This is a genomic window from Bradyrhizobium sp. YR681 (genome assembly GCF_000282615.1).
Taxonomy (GTDB): Bacteria; Pseudomonadota; Alphaproteobacteria; order Rhizobiales; family Xanthobacteraceae; genus Bradyrhizobium.
Genome location: NZ_AKIY01000008.1, coordinates 51,999 through 76,074, shown reverse-complemented (window position 1 = coordinate 76,074; position 24,076 = coordinate 51,999). Strand labels below are relative to the sequence as shown.

At 64.0% G+C, this 24,076-nt stretch carries 26 protein-coding genes; 16 read left to right on the top strand and 10 right to left on the bottom strand.

Annotation, left to right across the window (positions count from 1 at the left end; all coding sequences use genetic code 11):
- From PMI42_RS00960 to pncA, 5 genes are all read right to left on the bottom strand, one after another.
- The coding region (locus PMI42_RS00960; protein WP_008129683.1) for an ABC transporter substrate-binding protein at positions 1–760 on the bottom strand (760 nt) is incomplete at its 3' end.
- A 28-nt stretch (positions 761–788) separates the two neighbouring features.
- Positions 789–1,604, bottom strand: coding sequence for a sugar phosphate isomerase/epimerase family protein (locus PMI42_RS00955; RefSeq protein WP_008129682.1), 816 nt, complete (start codon positions 1,602–1,604; stop codon positions 789–791).
- A gap of 485 nt (positions 1,605–2,089) precedes the next feature.
- A complete protein-coding gene (locus PMI42_RS00950; protein WP_008129680.1) occupies positions 2,090–4,123 on the bottom strand; it encodes an NAD(+) synthase in 2,034 nt (677 codons plus the stop codon).
- 131 nt (positions 4,124–4,254) lie between these two features.
- Entirely contained in the window at positions 4,255–5,370 is a 1,116-nt protein-coding gene (locus PMI42_RS00945) for an alpha/beta fold hydrolase (protein ID WP_008129678.1), read from the bottom strand.
- Between the two features lie 16 nt (positions 5,371–5,386).
- The gene (gene pncA, locus PMI42_RS00940; protein WP_008129676.1) at positions 5,387–6,061 is read right to left on the bottom strand and encodes a bifunctional nicotinamidase/pyrazinamidase; all 675 of its coding nucleotides are present in this window, start codon (positions 6,059–6,061) and stop codon (positions 5,387–5,389) included.
- A 224-nt stretch (positions 6,062–6,285) separates the two neighbouring features.
- On the opposite strand from pncA, the gene glk reads away from it, so the two are divergent.
- The 3 genes from glk (at position 6,286) to PMI42_RS38885 (ending at position 7,911) form a co-directional block, all read left to right on the top strand.
- Complete coding sequence (glk, locus tag PMI42_RS00935; RefSeq protein WP_035964162.1) at positions 6,286–7,257, top strand: glucokinase; 972 nt, start codon at positions 6,286–6,288, stop codon at positions 7,255–7,257.
- Between the two features lie 151 nt (positions 7,258–7,408).
- Complete coding sequence (locus PMI42_RS00930; protein WP_008129673.1) at positions 7,409–7,612, top strand: hypothetical protein; 204 nt, start codon at positions 7,409–7,411, stop codon at positions 7,610–7,612.
- Between the two features lie 137 nt (positions 7,613–7,749).
- Positions 7,750–7,911, top strand: a complete 162-nt coding sequence (locus tag PMI42_RS38885) for a hypothetical protein (RefSeq protein ID WP_157195689.1) — start codon at positions 7,750–7,752, stop codon at positions 7,909–7,911.
- A gap of 122 nt (positions 7,912–8,033) precedes the next feature.
- On the opposite strand, the gene PMI42_RS00925 is transcribed toward PMI42_RS38885, so the two are convergent.
- Together PMI42_RS00925 and PMI42_RS00920 are read right to left on the bottom strand one after the other, a co-directional pair.
- A complete protein-coding gene (locus PMI42_RS00925; protein WP_008129669.1) occupies positions 8,034–8,411 on the bottom strand; it encodes a response regulator in 378 nt (125 codons plus the stop codon).
- 111 nt (positions 8,412–8,522) lie between these two features.
- Positions 8,523–9,329: a Spy/CpxP family protein refolding chaperone gene (locus PMI42_RS00920; protein ID WP_008129667.1), complete on the bottom strand. Its 807-nt coding sequence runs from the start codon at positions 9,327–9,329 to the stop codon at positions 8,523–8,525.
- A 503-nt stretch (positions 9,330–9,832) separates the two neighbouring features.
- Here PMI42_RS00920 and PMI42_RS00915 point away from each other — a divergent pair.
- The 9 genes from PMI42_RS00915 to PMI42_RS39595 all read left to right on the top strand — a co-directional run bounded on the left by PMI42_RS00915 (position 9,833) and on the right by PMI42_RS39595 (position 17,568).
- Positions 9,833–11,173 carry an ABC transporter substrate-binding protein gene (locus tag PMI42_RS00915; protein WP_008129665.1) on the top strand — a complete coding sequence of 447 codons (1,341 nt, stop codon included), beginning with the start codon at positions 9,833–9,835 and terminating at the stop codon, positions 11,171–11,173.
- Between the two features lie 150 nt (positions 11,174–11,323).
- Entirely contained in the window at positions 11,324–12,265 is a 942-nt protein-coding gene (locus tag PMI42_RS00910; RefSeq protein WP_008129663.1) for a carbohydrate ABC transporter permease, read from the top strand.
- The gene (locus PMI42_RS00905; RefSeq protein WP_008129662.1) at positions 12,265–13,176 is read left to right on the top strand and encodes a carbohydrate ABC transporter permease; all 912 of its coding nucleotides are present in this window, start codon (positions 12,265–12,267) and stop codon (positions 13,174–13,176) included. The genes PMI42_RS00910 and PMI42_RS00905 overlap by 1 nt, the downstream gene beginning before the upstream one ends.
- 21 nt (positions 13,177–13,197) lie before the next feature.
- A complete protein-coding gene (locus PMI42_RS00900; RefSeq protein ID WP_008129660.1) occupies positions 13,198–14,298 on the top strand; it encodes an ABC transporter ATP-binding protein in 1,101 nt (366 codons plus the stop codon).
- Between the two features lie 34 nt (positions 14,299–14,332).
- A complete protein-coding gene (locus PMI42_RS00895; protein ID WP_008129658.1) occupies positions 14,333–15,322 on the top strand; it encodes a hydroxyacid dehydrogenase in 990 nt (329 codons plus the stop codon).
- Positions 15,323–15,734: 412 nt separating this feature from the next.
- Positions 15,735–16,058: a hypothetical protein gene (locus tag PMI42_RS00890; protein ID WP_008129656.1), complete on the top strand. Its 324-nt coding sequence runs from the start codon at positions 15,735–15,737 to the stop codon at positions 16,056–16,058.
- Positions 16,058–16,327, top strand: coding sequence for a hypothetical protein (locus tag PMI42_RS00885; RefSeq protein ID WP_008129655.1), 270 nt, complete (start codon positions 16,058–16,060; stop codon positions 16,325–16,327). The genes PMI42_RS00890 and PMI42_RS00885 overlap by 1 nt, the downstream gene beginning before the upstream one ends.
- 7 nt (positions 16,328–16,334) lie before the next feature.
- Positions 16,335–16,796, top strand: coding sequence for a hypothetical protein (locus PMI42_RS00880; protein WP_008129654.1), 462 nt, complete (start codon positions 16,335–16,337; stop codon positions 16,794–16,796).
- 283 nt (positions 16,797–17,079) lie between these two features.
- The gene (locus PMI42_RS39595; RefSeq protein WP_008129653.1) at positions 17,080–17,568 is read left to right on the top strand and encodes a hypothetical protein; all 489 of its coding nucleotides are present in this window, start codon (positions 17,080–17,082) and stop codon (positions 17,566–17,568) included.
- A gap of 65 nt (positions 17,569–17,633) precedes the next feature.
- Here the strand turns inward: PMI42_RS39595 and PMI42_RS00870 are convergent, their stop codons facing one another.
- Positions 17,634–18,131, bottom strand: a complete 498-nt coding sequence (locus tag PMI42_RS00870; protein ID WP_008129651.1) for a DUF1993 domain-containing protein — start codon at positions 18,129–18,131, stop codon at positions 17,634–17,636.
- 113 nt (positions 18,132–18,244) lie between these two features.
- Between PMI42_RS00870 and PMI42_RS00865 the strand changes: the two genes are divergently transcribed.
- The 4 genes from PMI42_RS00865 to PMI42_RS00850 all read left to right on the top strand — a co-directional run bounded on the left by PMI42_RS00865 (position 18,245) and on the right by PMI42_RS00850 (position 22,599).
- A complete protein-coding gene (locus PMI42_RS00865; protein ID WP_008129650.1) occupies positions 18,245–19,027 on the top strand; it encodes a transporter substrate-binding domain-containing protein in 783 nt (260 codons plus the stop codon).
- A gap of 268 nt (positions 19,028–19,295) precedes the next feature.
- Positions 19,296–20,174: a DUF2147 domain-containing protein gene (locus tag PMI42_RS00860; RefSeq protein ID WP_008129648.1), complete on the top strand. Its 879-nt coding sequence runs from the start codon at positions 19,296–19,298 to the stop codon at positions 20,172–20,174.
- Between the two features lie 147 nt (positions 20,175–20,321).
- Complete coding sequence (locus tag PMI42_RS00855; RefSeq protein WP_008129645.1) at positions 20,322–22,109, top strand: glycosyltransferase family protein; 1,788 nt, start codon at positions 20,322–20,324, stop codon at positions 22,107–22,109.
- A 139-nt stretch (positions 22,110–22,248) separates the two neighbouring features.
- The gene (locus PMI42_RS00850) at positions 22,249–22,599 is read left to right on the top strand and encodes a hypothetical protein (protein ID WP_008129644.1); all 351 of its coding nucleotides are present in this window, start codon (positions 22,249–22,251) and stop codon (positions 22,597–22,599) included.
- A gap of 138 nt (positions 22,600–22,737) precedes the next feature.
- On the opposite strand, the gene PMI42_RS00845 is transcribed toward PMI42_RS00850, so the two are convergent.
- Both PMI42_RS00845 and PMI42_RS00840 read right to left on the bottom strand, forming a co-directional pair.
- On the bottom strand, positions 22,738–23,142 hold the full coding sequence (locus tag PMI42_RS00845; protein WP_008129642.1) for a (R)-mandelonitrile lyase: 405 nt from the start codon (positions 23,140–23,142) through the stop codon (positions 22,738–22,740).
- Between the two features lie 24 nt (positions 23,143–23,166).
- Entirely contained in the window at positions 23,167–23,865 is a 699-nt protein-coding gene (locus PMI42_RS00840) for a ribonuclease activity regulator RraA (protein ID WP_008129640.1), read from the bottom strand.
- Positions 23,866–24,076 lie beyond the last annotated feature (211 nt).

Genomic DNA, 24,076 nt, shown 5'->3' with positions numbered 1-24,076 from the left:
GTGGCGGACGGCCGCCCCAATATTCGTCGTGGGCTTCCAGCGTCAGCGACACGTCGGGCTTGAGCTCGACGACCTTGTAGGGGCCGGTCGTAACAGGCCTGCGCGCCCAGTCGAGATAGCTCGCGGACTGCTCCCAGGCGCGGCGGTTCATGATGTCCGAACCGTAGCGCGACAGCCGGCCCTCGATGGTGACGTCGGGCGTCGCGTTGTAGAAGCGCACCGTGTACTTGTCGACGGCATCGACGCGCACGAGGTCCGGCCAGATGCGGCGGGCGACCGCGGGCACGTCAGGCGGCAGCTCCTTGCCGGGCTTCGGCATCGGAATCTTCTCGAAGGCCTGGATGGTGGAGCGGCTCTTGGCCTCGGTCTCGCCGAACATGCGCTCGCGGCTGAAGGTGAAGACGACGTCTTCGGCCGTCAGCTCGTCGCCATTGTGGAACTTGACGCCCTGGCGCAGCTTCACCTCGACGGTCTGGTCGTCGATGCGGCGCCACTCGGTGGCAAGGCCCGGCACGGCCTCGAGGCTGCCGCGCCAGTTCTTGGAGATCAGGCCTTCCCAGATCGAGGAGAAGAACACGCGTTCGCCGACATTGGACTGCTCACGCAGCACGTCGAGCACGTTCGAGTTCGTGACCTTCTGGACGGCGATCGTCACCGACGGACGGTTGTCGGCCTGAGCGATGGCGAAGCGCGGCAGCAGCAGCGTACCCGCGGCGGCGCCGCCGGACTTCAGGATGGTGCGACGGGTGAGTTTGCTCATGAGGATGACCCCTGCCCTGTGTGATCGGTTATTCGGCGAGACCGAGCGCGGCGAGATGCGCGGCACCCTTGCGGACGTCGTCGTGGTTGCGGAGTTCGAGGATCAGCCGCGGGTTGGACGTCAACCGTCCCAGTGCTCGGAACACGCCGACCCAGCGAATGTTGCCTTCGCCCGGGGCCCAGTGCCGGTCGGCAAAGCCGTCGGTGTCCTGGAGATGCACATGCGTCAGCATATCGCCGGCGGTCTCGACGTAATAATCCACCGGCGGCGCGCCGGTGGAGATGTGGGCGTAATTGGCGTGGCCGGTGTCGAGCGAGACGCGGACCTTGCTGCTTTCGAGCGCCTTGGCGAGGCGCACGCGGTCGCGCGGGTCCTTGTCCTCGATGTTCTCGATCACGATCTCGCAGCCGACCGTCTCGGCGCGCGCAATCACTTCGGCGAGCGTCGCCTTGACGCGCTCGACGATGTTGGCGCGGTTGTCAGGATAGAGATCGAGATTGTTGTGGTCCCAGGTCGTGAACGGCGAATGGATCACCATCTGCGTCGCGCCGAGGAAGTCCGCGGCCTCCAGGCCCTGGAGCAGGCGCTTGGTCACGGCCTGGCGGATCAGGGAATCGTGGCTGTCGATCTTGAAGCCCCAGAACGGCCCGTGAATGCCGAGCCGGCCGGTATGGCCGGAGAGCATCTGCTTGATCTCGCCGGCCGCGCTGCGCCAGTCGCCATCGAGCAGATCGGCGCGGAAGAAATCCTGGATTTCGAGATCGCGCTGCCGTTCCAGAAGCCAGTCACGGTGCGCGGGGATCGATTTGATGGACAATGCGGCGCCCAACACCGGCTTCGACATGGCTTGCTCCTTTGACCGTCGACGATGACGGGAGCAGCGCTAGACCAGTTCAATGACAGGCCGGTGAAATGCAGGTTCCGCGACGCAGACGAGATGTGGACATCGTGCCGGCCGCGTGCATGGAATTCGGGCGGATGCGATCGCAGCGCGAGCAGACGAATGCATCAGCGTGCAGAAGCGAACGCGCGCGTGTCCGTAGTGATCCGGATTGGAATCCTAACCATATCTCGCGTACATCCCGCACATCGATCGGCGGCCTTCCAAGGGCATCACCCTCTGATCGCGCACTATGGGGTTGGGGGACCACATGGGGCGGGGGGATCAAAGGCTGGGGCAAGGTGACGAGGTCCGGACTCCTAGGCACTCCGGACCTCGGAACTTTCGAGATTGAACGCAATTTCGCGCCGCCGGCTTTCCAAGCCGCGCGGCGCGAAGTCGTTTTGGGCTGCCCTACCCGATCAGTGTTTGCCCGATCAATCTTCAGATCACTTCGGCACGTTCCGCTCGAGATCCTCGAGCCATGCGGCCGCGCTCGAATCCGAGGGCGCGCGCCAGTCGCCGCGCGGCGACAATGAGCCGCCGGCCGAAACCTTCGGGCCGTTCGGCATCGCCGAGCGCTTGAACTGGCTGAAGGCGAAGAAGCGGCGCAAAAACACCTCCAGCCAGCGCCGGATCTCGGGCAGATCATAGGCCTTGCGCTTGTCGTTTGGAAACGCCGGCGGCCATTCGCCCTTGGCGACGTCCTTCCAGGCGTGCTGCGCCATGAAGGCGATCCTGGACGGCCGCATGCCGAAGCGCAGCGTGTAGAACAGGTTGAAGTCCTGCAGCTCGTAGGGGCCGACGGAGGCTTCCGTGCTCTGCGGCTTCTCGCCGGGCTTGACCGGAACCAGCTCGGGCGAGATTTCAACCGACAGGATCGAGGCCAGCGTCCGGTTGACGTCGTCGCCGAACTGTTTTGAAGCGATCACCCAGCGGATCAGGTGCTGGATCAGCGTCTTCGGCACGCCGGCATTGACGTTGTAATGCGCCATCTGGTCGCCGACGCCGTAGGTGCACCAGCCGAGCGCGAGCTCGGAGAGATCGCCGGTTCCAATCACGATACCGCCGTTGTGGTTGGCAAGCCGGAACAGATAGTCGGTGCGCAGACCCGCCTGCACGTTCTCGAAGGTGATGTCGTAGACCTTCTCGCCCTTGCCGAAGGGATGGCCGATGTCCTTCAGCATCTGCGTCGCGGTGGTGCGGATGTCGAGTTCCTGACCGGTGGTCTGCAACGCCTTCATCAGCGCCAGCGCATTGGCTTTGCTTTCGCTGCCGGTGGCAAAGCCCGGCATGGTGTAGGCGAGGATGTTCTCGCGCGGCAGGCCGAGCAGGTCCACGGCCTTGGCGGCGACGATCAGCGCATGGGTGGAGTCGAGACCGCCGGACACGCCGATAACGACGCGCTTGGTGCCGGTGGCGCGCATGCGCTGCACGAGGCCGGCGACCTGGATGTTGTAGGCCTCGTAGCAATCCTGATCGAGCAAGCTCTCGTCGCTCGGCACGAACGGAAAGCGCTCGATCTTGCGCAGGAAGCCGATGTCCGCGGCGGGCGGCTTCAGGGCAAAGGTGATCCTGCGGTAGAAGCCCTCGCGCTGCCGCCGGTTGTCGTCGAAGGTGCCCATCAGGGCGCGCTCCTGCCGGAGCAGGTCGAGGTCGACGTCAGCCGTCGTGATCTGCCCGCCCTGGCGGAAACGCTCGCCCTCAGCCAGCAGCGCGCCGTTCTCGTAGATCGAGGTCTGGCCGTCCCAGGCGAGGTCGGTGGTGGATTCCCCTGCCCCGGCCGCCGAATAGACATAGGCCGCAAGACAGCGTGCCGACGTCGATTGGCACAGCAGCGCGCGCGAGCGCGCCCGGCCGATCGTGATCGGGCTGCCCGAGAGATTGATCAGCACGCTGGCGCCGGCCAGCGCCAGCTCCGAGGCCGGCGTCACCGGAATCCACATGTCCTCGCAGATCTCGACGCCGATGGTCAGGCCCGGCACGTCCTCGGCCGCAAACAGAAGGTCGGTGCCGAACGGCGCGTGCAGCCCGCCGAAGGCGATGGTCTCGCCGGCGATGCCGGCGCCGGAGGCGAAATGCCGTCCCTCGTAGAATTCGCGGTAGGTCGGCAGGTAGCTCTTCGGCACCACGCCAAGGACGTTGCCGCGATGGATGACGACGGCGCAATTGTAGATACGATGGCCGAACCGCAGCGGCGCGCCGACGATCAGGACGGTCATCAGCGCCGAAGAAGCCTCGACGATGGCGGCGAGTCCGCGCTCGACCGCATCCAGCAGCGGATCCTGCTTCACCAGATCTTCGATCGCATAGCCGGACAGGCACAGCTCGGGAAACACGGCGACCGCCACGGATTGTTCGTGGCAGGCATTGGCCGCCGTCAGGACGGCCTTCGCATTGGCCGTGGGATCAGCCACGTGAGATGTGGTCACGCAGGCCGCCACGCGCGCAAATCCGTGGGCGTAGATCGAATGGAACGTCATCCAGTACCCTTAAATCTCCAGCCTTGGATCTATTCGCCGCCGGTCGCAACCGTCGGCGGGATCATATGTAACCCATCGCCCCCGCTCCGTGCAGGCCATCCACCGTCATGCATAACGGATTTGCGCCGCGGTCAGGCGCTGCGGGCGAGCGCGCCGGAGAGGTCGTCCCGCAGCCAGTCGGCGATCCGGGGCCAGGCCTGCGCGTGGGTCCGCGCGCCCATGAACAGGCCGAGATGGTTGCTCGGCTCGGAGGCCGCCGCGATGAAGGCCGGCGGGGTGCCGACGAGCCCAGCGGTGGCGAGCGCCTGCGTCGCCGGCACCACCTCGTCGTCGAGCCCGGCCAGCAGGAAGATCGGCGCCTTGACGTCCTTCAGGTCGATCCGTCGGCCGAGTGCGGCGAAATTGCCGCCGGCAATCCGGTTCTCCCGGAAGATCCAGTTGACGATCTGCAGATAGTAAGTGCCGGGCAGATCGAGCGGCTCCAAATTCCACTGGTCGAAGCGCGCGAGCAGCGCCGCGCCCTCTTCGTCCGCGAGCTCCTTCTGCAAGGCGACTGCGATATCCTCGCGGCTCGGCGTTCTGGACCAGACACGCAGCATCTCCTTGCCGCTGACATTGCCGCCGCCGCGCGCGACAAGCTGGTCGTAGACCATGCCGGGCGCGTTGCGGGCGAGCCGCGACATCGCCGAGTCGATCGACAGATCGACCGGCGCGCCTGCCAGCACCAGCCGTCGCACCTTGGCGGGAAAGCGTGCCGCATAGAGCAGCGACAGCCAGCCGCCCTGGCACAGGCCGACGAGGTCGACCGGCGTGCCGATCTCGTCGACGGCGACGTTGAGATCGGACAGGTAGCTGTCGATCGACAGATACCGCATGTCAGGCGTGGCCGAGCGCCAGTCGGTGAGATAGACCCGATCGACGCCGCCCTTTTGCAGGGACTCCACCACGCTGTGTCCCGGCGCGAAGTCGGCGATCAGGGCACGATGCAGCGCATAGGGAGCGCAGACCAGGGCCGGCGAGCCCACCCGCGCCCGCGAGCAATCGCGCAGGCGCATGGTCGAAAGCTCCAGCGCCACGGTGTTTGGCGTCGTCCACGGCAGGCTGCTGTCGCCCGGTTCAGGCGAACCGCGTTCCATCCACCAGAAACAGGCATCCATGGCGAGCCGCGCCGCCGCAAACGGCCACGGCAACGGCTCGTCAGCGACGTGATCCGCTCCGCCCGGCTGTTTGCCTGTCGTCTCCGCCACGACTATCGCACGCTCCTCACAAGAATGCCTCGAAGCTGATCACGGAAATGCCGAGCGCGCCAAAACTCCGATGCGCAGCAGCCACCGAGCCGTCGAGGTCGATTCCGCGGCAGGCATCCTCGATCACCACGACGTCGAATCCGGCCTTGCGGGCATCCTCTGCCGAAAAGCGGACACAGAAATCGAGCGCCAGCCCCGCGACGAAGACGGTCTTCAGCTCGCGTTCGCGCAGGTACCCGAGCAGGCCGGTCGGCGTCCGGTGATCGTTCTCGAACAGCGCCGAATAGGAATCGATGCCGCGCCGAAAGCCCTTGCGCACCACCAGGCTCGCGCGGGTCACGTCCAGCGCGCCGTGGAATTCGGCGCCCGCCGTGCCCTGCACGCAATGCGTTGGCCAGAGCACCTGCGTGCCGTAGTCGAGCTCGATGGTCTGGAACGGCTGCTTGCCCGCATGGTTGCCCGCGAACGAGACGTGATCCGCCGGATGCCAGTCCTGGGTCAGCACCACATTGGTGAATTTTTGGGCGATGCGGTTGATGGCGGGGACGACTTTCTCGCCGCCGGGAACGGCCAGCGCCCCGCCGCTGCAGAAGTCGTTCTGCACGTCGATCACCAGCAGCACGTCTCGGTCGGAAATTTTCATCGCAAGGCCCAATTTGATCCATCCGGCACGACCGGCGCCGGACGCCATCTCCAATGTCGATCTTCCCGCGCTGCTCCGCAACCACCGACCGCGTGCAGCGATGTCGCGCTGACAGTCAAAGAGGCGTCAGGATGCAACGGTTTGGCGTCGTCCGTGTTGACTAGGCGCAACCAAGCGCGGATTCTCAAAGCCGTCCGTGGACTTGCGGATCGGATCAGGAGTGGAGGAAAAGGTTCCCGTAGGCCGGCATGGCCTCGGCAGCCACAGGGGCCATGAGCATCGGCAGGACAGAACAGATTCTTCTCGCCGATATCGGCGGCACCAATGCGCGCTTCGCAATCAGCCGGGGCGACCAGAGCGGACCGATCGACTATGTGAAGGTCGCCGACTTCCCGACCGTCCGGGAAGCCATTGCCGACGTGCTGGCGCGCCGCTCCGGCGCCGAGCTACCCCAAAGAGCCGTGCTGGCCGTCGCAGGTCCCGTGACCAACAATCGCTGCGTCATGACCAACAGCCCCTGGGTCATCGACGGCAATGAGCTCCAGCCGGCCCTCGGCTTCGACAGCGTTCACGTTCTCAACGACTTCGAGGTGGTGGCCTGGTCGCTGCCCGCCTTGCAGCCCGCCGACCTGGTCCCGCTCGGCGGCCAGGACGGCCTCCCTGGCGAACCGCTGCTGGTGGTGGGGCCCGGAACCGGTTTTGGCGTCTCCTGCCTGGTCCAGCGCCATGGGGCACGGCTCGCCGTCGTCACCGAGGCGGGACATGCGACCCTGCCGGCGGAGAACGAGCGCGAAGAACGCGTGATTGCGTCGCTTCGCCGCCGGTTCGGTCACGTCTCCATCGAGCGCGGCGCGCTCTCCGGCTCCGGCCTGCAAAGCCTCTACGAAGCACTGGCGGAGATCGACGGCGCCGAGGTGCAGCACCGCGATGCAGCCTCCATCACCAAGGCGGCCCTGGACGGCAGTTGCCCGATCAGCCAGGCGACGCTGGAGATGTTTTGCGCCATCCTCGGCTCGGTCGCGGGCAATCTCGCGGTGACCTTCGGCGCCCGCGGCGGCGTCTACATCGCCGGTGGAATCGTGCCGCGCTTTCCGCAGTTCCTTGCGGCCTCGGCCTTCCGTGCGCGCTTCGAGGCCAAGGGACGGTTCCAGGACTATCTGCGCAGCATCCCGACCCGGCTGGTCACCAAGCCCGATGCGAGCTTCGTCGGCCTGAAGATGTTCGCCGACCACAATCCGGATTGAGCGCCGCGACTGCTGCGGCGCCCGTCCGGTCCGTTAACTATGCACAGCTGATTGCAGCGAAGACGCGGTTCCACGCGTCATCGCGCTTGCTCGATCGTTTCCGATGGGAAACAATTGCATCTTGTATGTGGCGTAGTTGCGGGGGCGTGACATGCGTAAGCAGGACGTAGGATTCGACTATCACCGCTATCACCGTCTGCTGACCGAAGCGGATGACGAGGACAAGCGGCTGGCCTTGATCGAGCTCTTGATCGAGGAAAAGGCGCGCGACCGGCTGGCTGCCCAGCGCGCTTCGGACCGCGCCGCCATGACGGCCCATACCATCGCCACGGTGCTGAGGAACGGGCGCAACTGACACTTGCGGAACGGCTGTTCGCTCGCGAACCAGATGCGAGCGATTGCGATTCCGTTAACAATCCCTCGCAACCTCGCGTCAAACTCTTTGCTCTAGGGTTCCCTCACCTGATGCAATTCAGGTCAACAAAGGGGGGAATGAACATGAGCATGATTTCGCTCGCCGCTACGCCGGCCGCCATCGAAACCCGTTTCACCGATTCTGCGTTCAAGACCATCTTGCTGTTCTGCTGCGTGGGTTTCATCGCCTCGTTCGGGCTGATGGCGCGCGGCATCGATCTTGGCGCCGGCCTAATCTGAGTCTGCCGCGACGATCTCTGGAATCAAATGGCCGCCCCTACGGGCGGCCATTTTCGTTGACGATGTCAGCGGGACCTTGGTCATCCCTCCCCCTTGGCCATCGCTCAGCGTGGCGCCTTCGCTCAGTGCGAGGTCTTTGCCGTGGCGTCCGGAAACATCGTATCGATCATCGCCTTGAGCTGGTCGATCGAAATCGGCTTGCGCAGGATCGGCCTGCGACGCAGCAGCGAGGGCAACAATTCCGGCCCGTAGCCGGTGGCGAACAGGAACGGCTTGCCGCGGCGCTCGATCAGGTCGGCGACGGGATCGACGTAAAGTCCCTTGAGATTGATGTCGAGGATGGCGAAATCGTATTGCGCGGTCATCGCAAAGGCGCTCGCGTCGCGGACATTGTCCGCTTCCGCGACGACATGGTGGCCAAGTTCTTCCACCATGTCGACCATCATCATCCGGATCAACGTCTCGTCTTCGACCAGGAAAACGGAGAGTCCGTCCGCCATATCAACCCCGCAGTCAGCTTGCGAAGCTAATCATACTCGAATTGCGGAGAGGATTCACGAAATCGTGGCGGGCGCCGTTAATTCAGGCGCCCGCAATCCGATTCAACTTGATCAATCCAGCCCGCGCTCGTGGCTGAGGCGGACCATTTCCTGGATGAAGACCTGCTTTTGCTTGTCATCGAGGCTCGAGTAGAGCGGTTCGGCGGCATCGGCAACGTTGCGCTGGTCGGCGGCCCGGTCGATCAGGAACTGCGACTCGTTGCGCATCTGCTCGATGATGTCGTCGGGCGGATCGCGCTTGGCGCGCGCAATCCGCAGGTTGAGGCGCTCCGCACCATTATGCCCCAGGTAGTGCATGGCGCTGGAGAAGCCGAACCAGTGCTTCTCCTGATCGGGCGTGAGGTTCAGCTCGGTCTTGATCCGCTCGATATAGGAATCGCTGTTGGCGACGATCTGCTCGGCGGTCTGTTGCGGCGCGCCGGGCTGGGTGAGGACCGTGACGTCCTTGTTGTCCTTGCCGTCCTGCGGCGTGTTCTTGGCTTCCTTGCTCGCCTTGGCGCCCTTGCCCGCCTTGGCACTCTTGGCATCCTTGTCCTTGCCGGCGCCCGGCGCCTTGGAATCCTTGCCCGCATCCTTGCCAGCGTCCTTGGCGCCGTCCTTGGCGGCCGGCGGCGGCGCCTGGTTATTGTTGACGCCGAGCACGCCGGTGAAGACGCCGACCACGCCGCCAATTGCACCGCCGAGCACGCCGCCGACCGGCCCCGCGGCCTTGTTCCCGGCGGCCGCGCCGTCCTGAACGCCCTTGACCAAGCCTTGAGCATTCGCGACCGCGGCTGCGCCGAGCAGCAGCGCGAGCACGGACCCCAGCGCGAGCCATCGCCGCAGGTAAAGCCGCGCTGGCGGCGCCGGGTTGATCATTCTCGTCTCCATCTTCGATCCGATCGGCATGTCCGGGTGTAAGCCACCCGCCGGTTGCAATTCTATCGTTTCAACTGCTTCGAGGTCCAGACGCAGCCGATTGCTGTCCACGCCCGAAAAGTCTTTCGCGCGAAGCGGTTATGCAGGCTCATTCGAAACTGCGGCGTAATTGCGCACGGATCGTTCCAGGCAGGTTCACGCAACGTGTGCGTCGCAAAAGAAGCGGCCGCGGTTCGTGTGCGCCGCGCGACACCGGCGGCACCGCCGCTTTCAGGCACAACGTTAGTTCTAGACGATCGCCATTCGGATTTCTCGACAGAGGCGGTCAATCATGATCTGATCGCGCTACCAAATTGCCGCGCCTCGCGTGATTTGCGATCGAAGCAGACGGCATCAAAAAGAAACGTCCCGGAAGAAACGCCAAGAAGAAAATCAAAAACAAAACTCAGGAATGTCAGAGGAAACACCAGAACAATAAAACACACCCAAGGCGAGGAAACGAGATGTCACGCAAGACACTGACGCGACGTCAATTTGTGGCTGCCACTGCAATGTCCTCCGCGGCGCTGATCTCGGCGCCCTATGTCCGGGGCGCTTACGCCGCCGGCAAACTCTCGATCGGCTTCTGGGACCATTGGGTACCCGGCGCCAACGATGCCTCCACCGCCCTCGTCAAGGAATGGGGCGAGAGGGAGAAGGTCGAGGTCTCCGTCGACTACATCACCAGCAACAACAAGAAGATCGAGCTCACTGCGGCGGCCGAAGCGCAGGCCAAGTCCGGGCACGACATTCTCCAGATGCCGAGCTGGTGGCCGCACGCATATTCGGAGAATCTCGAGCCGCTCAACGACGTCATGGAGCCGCTCATCAAGCAGAACGGCGAGGTGAACGGCACCGTCAAATATCTCGGACAGTCAGGCGGCAAATGGCTCGCGGTGCCGGCAACGCCGGGCAGCCAGATCAAGGGCCCCTGCTCGCGCATCGACCTGATGAAGAAGCACGCCGGCATCGACGTGCAGGAAATGTATCCGGCCGGTGGCCCGCCGAAGGCGGACAACTGGACGATGGAGACTTTCCTGAAGGCGGCGGAAGCCTGCCAGAAGGCCGGCTTCCCATTCGGCATCGGTCTCGGCGAGACCACCGACAGCGTCGACACCGCCGGCGCGATCTTCCAGTCCTTCGGCGCCGAGCTCGTCAACGTCAAGGGCGACATCACGGTCAAGACCGACGCGGTGCGGCAGGCGCTCGAATTCTACAAGAAGCTGATCGCGGTGCTGCCACCGGATGCGCCCTCCTGGGATGACGCCTCCAACAACAAATGGCTGATCTCGGGCCGCGGCGCGATGATCCTGAACCCGCCGAGCGCCTGGGCTGTCGCCAAGCGCGATGCGCCGCAAGTCGCCGAGCAATGCTGGACGCACGGCTTCCCGGCCGGTCCGAAAGGCCGCTTCGCGCCCTTCCTGCCCTATTTCTGGGGCGTCTGGGCCTTCGGCAAGAACAAGGAGGCGGCCAAGAGCCTGCTCGCTCACCTGTCGTCGCCTGCGGCGATCGAAAAGTTCGTCGCGGCGAGCGGCGGCTACGATCTGCCGGCCTACGCCAACATGACGAAGCTGAAGACCTGGGCCGAGGAAGGGCCCCCGAAGGGCACGCTCTTCCATTATCCGGACCCGTACCAGCAGCAGACGCTGTCGATCGCCGCATCGCCCGCGCCGCCGAAGATCGCCCAGCAGATCTACTTCCAGGCGACACTGACCAAGCTTGCGCTGCGTTTTGCGCAAGGAGAGAAGCTGGAAACGGCGCTCGCCTGGGCCGAAGGCGAGTGCGAGGGCTTCATGCGGACCTGAGCCGGGTGTGTGCCATGGCGGTTCATGCCTCTCGCATGAGCCGCCGGGGCGCATCCGGATCCCCTCTGCATGCCCATGAGGCCGACCGGTCGCCGGCTTCACCGTTGAACCTTCGTTTGCCCCAGAGAGTTTGACCAGAGAGTCTGATTCATGGCTGATGTCGTCGTTGAGCAAGGTCGCCTCGCCCGTGCCGCGCGCCCGCGCAAGAAGAGCGCAAGCCTTCGCCATGTCATGGGTCGGAAGTCGACCGTCGCGTTCTTCTTGACACTGCCGCTGATCCTCCTGATCGCGCTGCTCGTGCTCTATCCCGCCTTCTATTCGCTCTATCTGGCGACGCTGAACAAGGCGATGACCAAATTCGTCGGCCTCAGCAATTTCACCTTCCTGTTCAAGCGCGAGACGTTCTGGATGGTGGTGAAGCAGTCCTGCATCTTTGCGGTCACCGCCGTGATCTTCAAGGCGCTGATCGGCTTCATCGTCGCGCATTTCGTCCACAACATTCCCGGCAAGAAGCAGCGCAAATGGCGCGGCATGCTGCTGGTACCCTGGGTGATCCCGCCGGCGATGAGCACGCTGGCCTGGCTGTGGCTGTTCGATCCCTCCTACAGCGCCTTCAACTACACGCTCTCCTTCTTCGGCGTCGGTCCCATCCCCTGGCTCGGCGATGCCTTCTGGGCGCGCTTCTCCGTCATCCTCGTCAACGTCTGGTACGGCGCGCCGTTCTTCCTGATCATGTATCTGGCCGCGCTGAAATCGGTCCCCGACCAGCTCTATGAGGCCGCGTCGATCGACGGCGCCAATTGGTGGCAGAAGATCTGGCACATCACGTTGCCGATGATGCGCAACATCATCGCCATCACCACGCTGTTCTCGCTGATCGTCACCTTCGCCAATTTCGACATCGTGCGCATTCTCACCTCGGGCGGTCCGCTCGACCAGACGCATCTGTTCGCCACCTGGGCGTTCCAGGTCGGCATCCAGAGCAGCGACATTCCGCTCGGCGCCTGCGTCTCGCTGTTCATGGTGCCGATCCTCGCCGTCGCAGCGGTCTTCATCCTGCGGGATGTCAACAAACGCGGGAACGAAGCCTGATGAGCACGCTGGCAATCGACAAGGCAGGACCGAGCCGCAAGGTCAAACTCGGCAGCATGAGCCGCGACCGCACCTGGGCGCTGCGCTGGTCCTATTTCTTCCTGGTGCTGTTCGCGATCTTCTTCCTGACCCCGCCGGTCTACATGCTGATCACCTCGCTCAAGAGCAGCGCGGAGATTTCGGCGGCGACCAATCCATGGTGGGTGTTTCACCCCACCCTGGCGAACTATGTCGAGCTCCTGACCTCGAACCAGTTTTTGCGGTTCTTCTGGAATTCGGCGATGATCTCGATCACCGTGGTGATCGTCACGATGCTGATCAGCATCCCCGCGGCGTTCGCGCTGGCGCGGATGAAATTCTGGGGCTCCGCCACGCTCGCGACCGGCGTGTTCCTGACCTATCTCATCCCGGACAGCCTTCTGTTCATTCCGCTGTTCAAGATGCTCGCTGTCGTCCAGGAGTTCACCGGCATCACCCTGCTCAACCGCTGGTACGTGCTGGTGTTCATCTATCCGACCCTGACGGTGCCGTTCTGCACCTGGATCATGATCGGCTATTTCGCCTCGATCCCGAAGGAGCTCGACGAGGCCGCCCTGATCGACGGCGCCTCCTGGCTCCAGACCCTGACGCGGATCTTCATTCCCGTGGCCCTGCCCGGGCTGATCGCCGCGACCATCTTCGCCTTCACGGTGTCCTGGGCGCAGTTCCTCTATCCGCTGGTGTTCACGACATCGATCGACCAGCTGGTGCTGCCGGTCGGCATCACCACCACGCTGATCAAGGGCGACGTCTTCAACTGGGGTCAGATCATGACCGGCGCGCTGCTTGGCGCAGCGCCGCCGCTGATCATCTACGCCTTCCTGATGGACTATTACATTGCCGGCCTGACCGCCGGCGCGACGAAGGGTTGATGTCGAAAGGTTGAGGTTTTCATGGCTGACGTTGCATTACGTAAGGTCGTCAAGCGCTACGACGATGTCGAGGCCGTGCGCGGCATCGACCTCGATATCGCCGACCATGAGTTCATCGTGCTGGTCGGCCCGTCCGGCTGCGGCAAGTCGACGACGCTGCGCATGATCGCGGGCCTCGAGGACATCAGCGACGGCGACATCATGATCGGCGGCGACGTCGTCAACGACGTTCCCCCGAAGGACCGCGACATCGCGATGGTGTTCCAGAACTACGCGCTCTACCCGCACATGACGGTCGCCGAGAACATGTCGTTCGGGCTGCGCCTGAAGCACTATCCCAAGGCCGAGATCAAGGCGCGGGTGACGGAGGCCGCCCGCCTGCTCGACATCACCGATCTGATCGACCGCAAGCCGAAGCAGCTCTCCGGCGGCCAGCGCCAGCGCGTCGCGATGGGCCGGGCCATCGTGCGCAATCCAAAAGTCTTCCTGTTCGACGAGCCGCTGTCCAACCTCGACGCCAAGCTGCGCGTGCAGATGCGGATCGAGATCAAGAAAGTGCACCAGAAGGTGCGCACCACCACGGTCTACGTCACCCACGACCAGGTCGAGGCAATGACCCTGGCCGATCGCGTGGTGGTGATGAACAAGGGACGCATCGAGCAGATCGGCACGCCGAACGAACTCTACCACAAGCCGGCGACGCGCTTCGTCGCGGGCTTCATCGGCTCGCCGGCGATGAACTTCATTCCGTGCCGGCTCGAGGACGTCGGCGGCACGCTTCAGATCCGCCTGACCGACCGCATCGCCTTCCCGCTGCCGCCGGCCCGCGCGACCCGCTACAATTCGCTGCCGCGCAGTGAGAAGCTGCTGCTCGGCATCCGGCCCGAGCATCTCACCGAGTCGCATGCGCATCTCGGGCCGGGGGTCGAGACCTTCGATACCGTACTCGACGTCACCGAGCCGATGGGCATGGAGACCCTGGTCTATTTCGGGCTCGAGGGCACGCCGATCTGCGGCCGCGTCGATCCCAATGCCGGCGCCAAGGACGGGGCTCCCATGCGTTTGGCGATGGACCTCAACAATATGCACCTGCTAAACGATGAGACCGGCGTCGTGTTGTGACGCCGGCTCAAGAAACGCAAGCAGGCGGGGAGCGATGGCGACCAACAAGAAGAAGATTTTCGTTACACAGACTTTGTCGCAAGGGGCACGCGCCCTCCTCACCCAGCGGGACGATATCGAGCTCGTCGAGTTTCCGAACCTGATCTCCGCCAAGGATTTCGAGGCGCTGCTCAAGAGCCATGCGCCGGTCCATGGCGTGGCGCTGGGCGCCACCGCCTTCGGTGAGACCGAGCTTGAGGCGTCCGGGGACATGAAGGTGGTGACCCGGATCGGCGTCGGCTACGACGCCGTCGACGTATCAGCCCTCTCCCGCCGCAAGGTGCCGCTGATGGTGGCCGGCAGCGCCAACTCGCCATCGGTCGCCGAGCAGGCGCTGTTCATGATGCTGACATTGGCAAAGCGCGCCAATGAGATGCATGCCTGCGTCAAGGACGGCCAGTGGGCGAACCGGCTCGGCATGCTGCCGTTCGATCTCTACGGCAAGACCGTGCTGATCGTCGGCTTCGGCCGCATCGGCACCCGCACCGCCAAACGCTGCCAGGCGATGGAGATGAAGGTGCAGGTCTACGATCCCTACAAGGGAGCCGCCGACATCAAGGCCGCCGGTTGCGAGCCCGTCGCCGATCTCGACGCCGCGCTGCCGAATGCCGATTTCGTCACCATCCACTGCCCGAAGACGCCCGAGACGGTCGGCCTGTTCGATGCGGCCAGGATCGGCCGGATGAAGCCGAAATCCTATCTCATCAACACCGCGCGCGGCGGTATCGTGAAGGAAGCGGCACTGTACGACGCGCTGACGTCAGGAGAACTCGCCGGTGCCGGCATCGACGTGTTCGAGGTGGAGCCGCCCCCCGTCAGCAACGCGCTGTTCGCGCTGCCCAACGTCATCATGGCCCCGCATGTCGCGGGCGTCACGGTCGAGGCGGTCCAGCGCATGAGCGAGCAGACCGCGCGCAACATCCTGAGTGTGCTGGACGGCGATCCCATCAGGCAGAACGTCATCAATCAGGATGTGTTTGAATAGAAATCAAGCCATTGAAAAGATGTGAACTTCCATCAGTTTCGGAGGATGGAATCCCGCCGGGGTGGCTTCTGGGATAACGCCGCAGGCGCCCCCAAAGGCGGCGATCAGCGTTATGGACAGCGGCTTCGCCACTTGAATGCTTTTAGCCCACTTTGAGCTGGGAGCAGAAACTCCAACGTTCCTGGCTCTTTTCGACATTCAGCATCACCGTCAGCGGTTGCAATAAATGCAACATAGACAAGTACTCCGAAATGGATAGCGAGGCGTTCGCAACCGCCAAGGTCGCCAATGGTCCCTAATCATGCAGTTGGACGCACTGCCTGCTTCTGCTGCTCCATTCGTACCTCTACAATCTGTGATGTTTGCGGCCCAAAAAGGGGCAACCCTTGCCAAGGCACCATCGAGGCTCACCATGACCGACCGCAATACCGCTTTCGACAAGGCAATGTTCGATATCTATCGGCGCGCCAAGGACGAGGCGAACTACAACGCCAACATCTTCCTGCAAATGCTGACCGATACGGGCGGCATGACGACCGCCAAGACGTTGATCAATGCCCCGAAGGAGTCGGACGGCTACACGGCCCTCTACCTGCGCGGTAGACTGGATCTGACAGTTGAGGCGGTCGTGACCGAAAGCGAGAGATGGAGTTCGTTGTTCACGGAGGAAGAGGTTGCCAAGGCGAAGAAGAGGCTCCTCAAGTTCCAATACAAGCCCACGAATTGGATCGCGTGATGTTGCGGTTCGGTTTCATCGCGATCGTCTTGCTATTCGCCACCGCGGCTAACGCCGCCTCGTGCAACCGCAGCTATATCGAAGCAGCCATTGATCAGCGCGTCCCCGGTTGGGCTATCAAGTTCCGTACGCCCGAGCGCGTCAACAACATCTGCACGCTCTGCGGCTCCTTCGAGGGCTCGGAATTTCGAGCCTGCGTAATGGATGAAGTGGAAGCGATGGCGAAGCGAGCACGCGACGCATCTAAAAGGTTCTTTGGCTCCAACTGAGGCTCTCATGCCATCTCTGGACGAGGTCTACCAAAAGTTCGGCGCCGTCGCAGAAGCGGTGGCGCTTCTAGAGACTCAACTCGGCAATATGCTCCTATTGAGCCGTGCGACCAATAGAGGTCTGATAAGCAGTCCTGATCCGGAGGTTGCTCGCGAGATTCTCGACAAGATCGATCGAACCACCCTCGGCCAGTTGTTGAAGGGGGTGGACCCATTGCCACCCGATCTGGAGAAACTGCTTTCCATCGCGCTTGGTGTGCGCAACCGGCTCTTCCACACCTTTTACCGTCAGCACAATATTCGGCGGAACTCCGACGAAGGCAGGACGACCATGTGGAACGATCTCGATTCAATTCACGACGCGCTTCACCGAGCCTACAACGCCTTGGCGCTATTCAACGGGATAGATATGGACGCTCTGGCAAAATCTGGGGAGCCGCCGTTGCCAACAGATCATGTCCCGATCTGAGCGATACCTACCTCGTTGGTCTATATCCGAGGGAGGCCCAAGTGTCCTGTCGAGCAGTCAATGAACTCTTGATTGATCTTTCCGGAAAACCGCTGCGTACTTTGCGCTAACGCGACCCTTTGGGTCCGGATCATGCTTGGCACCCGCCTTCGGATGGCCAGAATGCGTCCCATTTTGGTGCAGATCGGGCCCCAACTCAGCCTTAATCAAACCCGCGTAATGTATCCGGCCGCGGCGGCAGTGGGACAGACTTGCCGGCCGCGTCGAGCTGGAGGATGGACCCTTGTCAGAGATCGACCCGACCGACCACGCGCTGGCGACCATTGCCAGCATTCTGGAGCACCCCGAACCGGCCCTGGTCGTTCGCGAAACCGAGATCATTCGCGAGACCGAGATCGTCGTCGTCGGTGAGCCCCCGGCAGCCGAAGAACATCAATTGGTCGACGAACATGACGAGCATCCCGTGGTCGAGGAACAGCCGCTGGTGCCTGACCACACCGACGCCGACGGCTACAGCAAGGTCGGCCCCGGCCCGATGGTGGCGATCCGCCTCAAATGGACGGTCCATCGCGGCGATGACGGCCAGTACTACGTCCACGAGACCATCGGCGAGCAGTCCGCGCCCGTGGTCAGCGGCCCCATGACCAGCGAAGCCGCCGTGCATTTCGTCGACGCGCACGCGCACGAAGCGAACAGGCGTTTCGAGCTGCTGCGCAGCGAGATCGCCGGCCGCAGCTCGCTCGCCGATTTCGAGCGCAAGGGCGAAGCCTGAAGTTCATTGGCCGCCGGATGTCTCCGTGCACCTCTCCCCATCGGGGAGAGGTCAACACCCAGTTCCTACTTCCTTCCCAGAAAGTCCTTCTTCGCGAGCTCGACGCCGGCGTGCCGCAACAGGTCGTAGGCGGTCGTGACGTGGAAGAAGAACTGCGGGACGCTGTTGGTGAGCAGCAGCGTCCGCCCGGTGAAGGGCAATTCGGTCCCGTTCTTCAGCCTGAAGAAGACCTTCAGCTCCGCGGCCGCATCGATCTCGGCGCGCGGCAGGCTTTCAATGAACTCGATTGACGTGGCGATGCGGGCCTGAAGCCCGGCCATGTCGTGCTCCAGCGGCGGCAGCGCGACCGGTTCGCACTGCGCCAGCAAGGCCGGCGCGACCGTGGCGTGACGGCAGGCCTCGCCGACCTGCTGCGCCAGATCGTACATGTTCGGCGACAGCCGCATGCCGAGAAGCACCGTCGGATTGAACTTGCGGGTTTCGGCATACGCAACGCCCTTGTCGAGCAGCGCCGACAGGTTGCGCAGATACGGCACGAAGAGGCCGACCGAGGCCTCGTACATCGAGATCGTCACCTGAGGAATTCCTTTCAATTTCTGGCTCGCCAGCGACTGGCATCTGGACTAAATCCGCCTCTCCAGAGCACAATGACAGCTCACGTGGGGGTGGAAAAGAGATGTTCGTTCGAATCCTGGCCGTTCTGGCCGTGACGTTGCTGGCAAACCTTTCGGCACACGCGCAGCAGGCTGCGCCCTCGCGCCTCGACGAGATCATCAAGCGCGGCACTTTGCGCGTCGGCATGACCGGCGACTACAAACCCTTCACCTATCTGGACAAGACCACGCAGCAGTTCTCCGGCTTCGACGTCGACATGGCCGAGGCACTCGGCAAGGCACTCGGGGTCAAGGTCGAATTCGTGCCGACGGCCTGGCCGAAGCTGATGAAGGATTTCGAGGCCGACCAGTTCGACATCGCCATGGGCGGCGTCTCGGTCACGCTCGACCGGCAGAAGAAGGGCTACTTCACGACGCCGATCATGCGCGAAGGCAAGACGCCGATCACCCGCTGCGCCGATGTCGGCAAGTACCAGAGCATCCCCGATATCGACAAGAAGGGCACCCGCGTGATCGTCAATCCCGGCGGCACCAACGAGCGCTTCGCGCGCGCCAACATCAAGGACGCCGACATCACCGTCTTCCCCGACAACACCGTGATCTTCGACGAGATCGCCAAGGGCAATGCCGATCTGATGATGACCGACGCCTCCGAGACCCGCTACCAGCAGAAGCAGCATGCGGGCGTGTTGTGCGCGGTCCACCCCGACAAGCCCTTCGACTTCTCCGAGAAGGCCTACTGGCTCCAGCGCGACATGGCGCTGAAGGCCTTCGTCGACCAGTGGCTGCATATCTCCATGGAAGACGGCAGCTACAAGAAGATCTACGCCGCCTGGTTCGATTAGAGCATTTTCGCGCGAAGCCGATACGGGTCGGCGGCAAGGCAACGCGTCAATACGGGAATCCCGAGCCTCGTTCCGTTTACCTCGGAACGAGGCTCGGCGCCGCGTCTTCCTGTCGCTTGCCTCGGCCAAATTGTGGACGGGTTCCGGGCGCATTGAACCCGAACCGGAGGGAGCACGACTCATACGGACTACAGTGATCTAGATCACTTTTTGCGATCGAGCCGGGGCGTAAGCGTCGGTCCGGGGACATCTTTTCAGGAGATGCGAAATGAGGAAGCTGTTGGCCACGGCCGCATTCCTTCTTGTGAGCACCGCCGCGCAGGCGCAGTACAGCTTCGAATATGGCGGCCGCACCATCCGCATCGATCCCGACCGCGGTACGGTGCAGATCCCGGGCGTCTACGACAATACCAACCAGGGCAAGGCCAAGAAGGCCAAGAAGGGCGAGACCAAGCCGGACCAGCCGGCGCCGCAACAGGCCAAGGTCGACCCGCAACCGCCGGCAGCCGTGCCGGCTCCTGCTCCCGTGGTGGCACCGCCTCCCGCAGAACTCGCTCCCGCTGCCGCAGCGCCGCCTCCCGCGCCACTGCCCCCGCCGGCTCCGCCTCCGACGACTGCCGCGACCAGCGCACCGGCCGAAACCGCGGTTCTGCCGCCTCCGGCACCCGCAGCGATCGAGCCGCCTGCGGCATCCGCCGTGGTCGCACCGCCGGCGCCGACCGTGGCCGCCGCGCCCCCGGCGCCGCCGCCTCCCGCTCCGCCGCCGGCCCCCGCCCCCGTTCAAGCGGCTGCCGTGGCGCCGCCGGCGCCCGCAGCCGCCGCGCCCGCGCGCGATCCCAATTCACCGCTCGGCGTCTGGCTCACCGAGGAGAAGGAAGGCAAGGTCCGCATCGAGCAATGTGGCAGCAATCTCTGCGGCTATTCGGTCGACAGCAAATCGAACCAGAACGGCGAGCAGGTCTTGATCAACATGAAGCCCGGCAAGGATCAGAAAGACCAGAAATGGTCCGGCCGCATCCTCGATCCCAACACCGGCTCGACCTACGATTCGACCATCGCACTGAAAGGCACCGATCGCCTGCGCGTGCAGGGCTGCGCCTTCGGCGGCATGTTCTGCGGCGGCCAGACCTGGACGCGGGTGAACTAGGATCGCGCGCCCGCCCCATCCCGCGACACGTCCTCAAGCCCTGCGAGCACTCTTCGCATGCCCCGGCAGGCAGACGAATAACTTCCTGAGATCGGGGGATTGGCGTACAGGTCCACAAGCGCGCATGCGCGTTTGTCGGGACCCGTCATGACCTTGCCACCCGCTCGAAAAGGTCCCGCCGGGCCGAGGATCGTCATCCCGGCTTTTGCCAGCTTCGGCGTATCAGGCCATTCATTCAATGAACTCCTGCATTTCAAGAACGAAAGCGCCGACATCGGCCTGACGCCCCGGATTCTGGTACTCCGTGCGACCAACGAGCGCCTCGCAGCGGACATCGGGGCGGACCGCGTTCTGGAGACGCTCCCCGCGTTCGAGGTCAACGCCGGCAATTTCGTCCTGTCCGCGGTGACATTCGCCGACACGGCGCGTCTCTTCGCTCCATTCGGCGCTTGGCTAAACGCGGAAGGCCTGGATTCATCCGACATCATCTACTTTCCGCGCGGGCATCCGGTCCTCATCGGCGGCATCGGCAGATGGCTCTCGGAGCAGCCTGACGGCAAGCGGCCGGCGGTGTTTTTCCGCATCATCGGGGACGAATTGACGGACCTGGACACCGGACGTTTCAAGCCGCGGGCTGCGTTCTACCGACTGGCGTCCGCGGATCTCGACAATGCACGAGCTCGGGACCGTGTGTTCTTCCTGGTGAACTCGTGGGGCAAGGCGCGCTCGGTATCTCGCGTGCTTCGCCGACGTCCTTTCATGACGCAGCACCATTTCGGCAGGCCGCCGGATATCACGACGTCGCCGGGGGTCGTCGACCCGACGATCTATATTCACGTGAACAGCCGGTCGGGCCGATGCTTGACCGATCTTCGCGAAACCATCAGGCGTGTTCACGCGCTCGCGCCCGCCACGAGATTCCTGATCAAGCCTGCCGGCGATATCGCGGAGACCATCGCCACTCTCGATCTCGGCGACGATCCGCTCGTCGAGCTTCTTCCGCTGCAAATGAGCACGACGGAGTATTTTCGGACTCTCGCACGATCCACGCTTGTCGTGTTGGCCTACGAAGCGCGGCCGTATCGATTTCTGACCTCCGGCGTGTTCACTGAGGCCGCCAGTCTGGGCAAGCCCGTGATCGTGCCCGATGGCACCTGGATGGCCGACAAGATCGCAGAGGGCTACGGCGTCGGCCTGTCGTTCGCGGACGATGCGACGCAAACGTTGGCCGACGTCATTCTGGAAGGCCTCCGGGACTCCCACCAGCTCACCGCGGCGGCACAAGAGCTTGCTCCCGGCCTCGCGGAGGAAACCGGCTTGCGGCGGTTCGTCGAAACCATGGTCGCACTTTCTAGGACCGCTCCCGACATGGAGCCGGGTTACCGCATCGGCGATGAGATCGATTTCGGCGACGCGCTGGATTCACGCGGCTTCATGGGGAACGGCTGGTCGGAAACCGAACCGTGGGGCACGTGGAGCGTCGGCAACCGCGCTGAACTGTCGGTGAAGCTCGCCGCGAAATCGAACAGGCAGCTTTTCCTCAATGCCTTCGCCTTTGCCCAATTGCCACGGCAAGACCATGAGGGTGTCAATATTCGCGTTCGCTGCGGCGGCAGACCGATCGCCGAATGGAGTTTCACGCCCGCAGAAGCGCAAGGCGGTGGACCGCGCTGGGTCTCGGCAGCGCTTCCTGCACCCGGTCATCTCGAAGCTGTCCTGGACTTCGTCTTCGAGATCGACGGCGCGTCGTCGCCCCACGCCGAGGGACTGAGCCATGACAGGCGCGTTCTCGGGTTGGGGCTTTGCAGGCTGTCGATTGCCGAGACGGCGCAAGCCGCCGTGGTCCCGATCGAGCCCGCGGCCGAGCAGGAGCCGCCGCAAGCACCGCAAAAGGCCCATCTGCTGGCGCGGCTCGTCAATCGAATGAAGACCTGACCGGACGCAGCGCCGAAGCCGACCCAGTCCGGCACAAGGTGCGCCACGTCACAGAGGCCTCTCGGGACGTGACACCTCTCACATCGCCCGCCCCTCGCCCATGGCACGATCCCCGCAGGTTCAACCACAGGGGCGTGCCATGAACGGTTTTCGCAAGTGCCTTTTCGCCACGATCGTCGCCATCGCGCTGCCGGCCGCGCAGGCCAGCGCCAGCACTTTCGACGGCGCGTGGAATGTCCGCATCTCATCGTCGAGCGAGACCTGCGGCAACGGCGCGACCGTCTCGATCGGCATCAACAACGGTCAGATCGCTTCGAGCAGCGCCGCGGTGACGGCGTCGGGCCGCGTCGCCGATGCCGGCAATATCAACGTCACCCTGAGCACCGGCATCAAGCGCGCGGTCGGCTTCGGCAGGCTCAGCGGCAGCTCGGGCTCCGGCACCTGGAGCGGACCGATGTGCAAGGGCACCTGGACCGCAGAGCGGATGTAATTATCGTGTCCCGGACGCGGTGCGGCACGTCGTGACGATCCGCAGCGCCGGGCCCCGGAGATCTCGTTCTGCGGAAGTTTCTGGGCCCCGGCTCAGCAGCGCATCACTTCGTGCTGCGCTGCGTCCGGGGCACGAGAACTAACCCAGCGGCGCGTTGTAATCCGCGTCCGACACCGGATCGAGCCACGTCGAGAACACGCCGTCGAGCGCTTCCTGCATCGCGATGTGGCACATGCTGTTGCCCGGCGAAGCGCCGTGCCAGTGCACTTCATTCGGCGGGATCCAGACGGTATCGCCGGGGCGGATTTCCTGGACCGGTCCGCCCTTGGTCTGGACGCGCCCGACGCCCGAGATCACGTAAAGAGTCTGTCCGAGCGGATGGTGGTGCCAGTTGGTGCGGGCGCCCGGCTCGAACGAGACGCGCGACACGTTCAGCCGCGCCGGTGCGGGCGCCATGTTGATGGGGTCCTGCAGCACGGTGCCGGTGAAATGTTCCTTCGGCGCGCGGCGGGTCGGCCGCGCACCGGCGAGCGTGATATCCATGGGAGTACCTCGTTTCCTTACCTGTTACTTCTTGCTGGCGGCGTAGCGCGCCTTGGTTTCGGCGTTCATGGGATAGAGGCCCGGCAGCACCGCGCCGTTGTTCACCTCGTTGACGATCCAGGCTTCCATGCGCTCCTGCTCGACACCTTCGTTGAGCACGTGATCGAGCATCGCCTGCGGGATCAGCACGCAGCCGTCCTGGTCGGCGACGACGATGTCGTTCGGGAATACGGCGACGCCGCCGCAGCCGATCGGCTCGCCCCAGCCGACGAAGGTGAGGCCCGCGACCGACGGCGGCGCGGCATAGCCGTCGCACCAGACCGGGAGATTGGTGCCGAGCACGCCCTCGACATCACGCACCACGCCATCGGTGACGAGCGCGGTGACGCCGCGCTTCATCATGCGGGCGCAGAGGATGTCGCCGAAGATGCCGGCATCGGTGATGCCCATGGCGTCGACCACGGCGATGCAGCCGTCCGGCATCGCCTCGATCGCGGTGCGGGTCGAGATCGGCGACGACCAGGATTCCGGCGTCGCCAGATCCTCGCGGGCGGGCACGAAGCGCAGCGTGAAGGCCGGCCCCACCAGGCGCGGCAGGCCCGGACGCAGCGGTCGCGCGCCGCGCATCCAGACATTGCGCAGGCCCTTCTTCAGCAGGACCGTGGTGATGGTGGCAGTGGTGATGCCGGCGAGGGTCTTGCGGGCTTCGGGGGACAGCGACATGGACGAGAACGAGCTCCGAGGTGCGGGAAACAACGCGCGCATCTTGCGAGCCGCAGCCCTTGCGTCAAGGGCCAAAAGGCCAGCGGAAACGCAGGGCCGCAGGGCTGTTATGCGACGCGATAACAAGGCTTTATCGCGCACCCCTGCATTAATTTATTGGACTTGCGGGCGCATTTACGCGAAGCAGGGACAAGCGGAACTCAAGGCTGAG

Excerpts from the sequence above, each read along its gene's own strand:
- PMI42_RS00865 (WP_008129650.1), top strand. The coding sequence starts at position 18,245 with ATGTTCGTTCGAATCCTGGCCGTTCTGGCCGTGACGTTGCTGGCAAAC.
- PMI42_RS00890 (WP_008129656.1), top strand. The coding sequence starts at position 15,735 with ATGACCGACCGCAATACCGCTTTCGACAAGGCAATGTTCGATATCTAT.
- PMI42_RS00955 (WP_008129682.1), bottom strand. The coding sequence starts at position 1,604 with ATGTCGAAGCCGGTGTTGGGCGCCGCATTGTCCATCAAATCGATCCCC.
- pncA (WP_008129676.1), bottom strand. The coding sequence starts at position 6,061 with ATGGCGTCCGGCGCCGGTCGTGCCGGATGGATCAAATTGGGCCTTGCG.
- PMI42_RS00895 (WP_008129658.1), top strand. The coding sequence starts at position 14,333 with ATGGCGACCAACAAGAAGAAGATTTTCGTTACACAGACTTTGTCGCAA.
- PMI42_RS00870 (WP_008129651.1), bottom strand. The coding sequence starts at position 18,131 with ATGTACGAGGCCTCGGTCGGCCTCTTCGTGCCGTATCTGCGCAACCTG.
- PMI42_RS00910 (WP_008129663.1), top strand. The coding sequence starts at position 11,324 with ATGGCTGATGTCGTCGTTGAGCAAGGTCGCCTCGCCCGTGCCGCGCGC.
- PMI42_RS00850 (WP_008129644.1), top strand. The coding sequence starts at position 22,249 with ATGAACGGTTTTCGCAAGTGCCTTTTCGCCACGATCGTCGCCATCGCG.
- PMI42_RS00930 (WP_008129673.1), top strand. The coding sequence starts at position 7,409 with ATGCGTAAGCAGGACGTAGGATTCGACTATCACCGCTATCACCGTCTG.
- glk (WP_035964162.1), top strand. The coding sequence starts at position 6,286 with ATGAGCATCGGCAGGACAGAACAGATTCTTCTCGCCGATATCGGCGGC.
- PMI42_RS00915 (WP_008129665.1), top strand. The coding sequence starts at position 9,833 with ATGTCACGCAAGACACTGACGCGACGTCAATTTGTGGCTGCCACTGCA.
- PMI42_RS00845 (WP_008129642.1), bottom strand. The coding sequence starts at position 23,142 with ATGGATATCACGCTCGCCGGTGCGCGGCCGACCCGCCGCGCGCCGAAG.
- PMI42_RS00860 (WP_008129648.1), top strand. The coding sequence starts at position 19,296 with ATGAGGAAGCTGTTGGCCACGGCCGCATTCCTTCTTGTGAGCACCGCC.
- PMI42_RS00880 (WP_008129654.1), top strand. The coding sequence starts at position 16,335 with ATGCCATCTCTGGACGAGGTCTACCAAAAGTTCGGCGCCGTCGCAGAA.
- PMI42_RS38885 (WP_157195689.1), top strand. The coding sequence starts at position 7,750 with ATGAACATGAGCATGATTTCGCTCGCCGCTACGCCGGCCGCCATCGAA.
- PMI42_RS00920 (WP_008129667.1), bottom strand. The coding sequence starts at position 9,329 with ATGATCAACCCGGCGCCGCCAGCGCGGCTTTACCTGCGGCGATGGCTC.
- PMI42_RS00905 (WP_008129662.1), top strand. The coding sequence starts at position 12,265 with ATGAGCACGCTGGCAATCGACAAGGCAGGACCGAGCCGCAAGGTCAAA.
- PMI42_RS00925 (WP_008129669.1), bottom strand. The coding sequence starts at position 8,411 with ATGGCGGACGGACTCTCCGTTTTCCTGGTCGAAGACGAGACGTTGATC.
- PMI42_RS00855 (WP_008129645.1), top strand. The coding sequence starts at position 20,322 with ATGACCTTGCCACCCGCTCGAAAAGGTCCCGCCGGGCCGAGGATCGTC.
- PMI42_RS00840 (WP_008129640.1), bottom strand. The coding sequence starts at position 23,865 with ATGTCGCTGTCCCCCGAAGCCCGCAAGACCCTCGCCGGCATCACCACT.
- PMI42_RS00885 (WP_008129655.1), top strand. The coding sequence starts at position 16,058 with ATGTTGCGGTTCGGTTTCATCGCGATCGTCTTGCTATTCGCCACCGCG.
- PMI42_RS00900 (WP_008129660.1), top strand. The coding sequence starts at position 13,198 with ATGGCTGACGTTGCATTACGTAAGGTCGTCAAGCGCTACGACGATGTC.
- PMI42_RS00950 (WP_008129680.1), bottom strand. The coding sequence starts at position 4,123 with ATGACGTTCCATTCGATCTACGCCCACGGATTTGCGCGCGTGGCGGCC.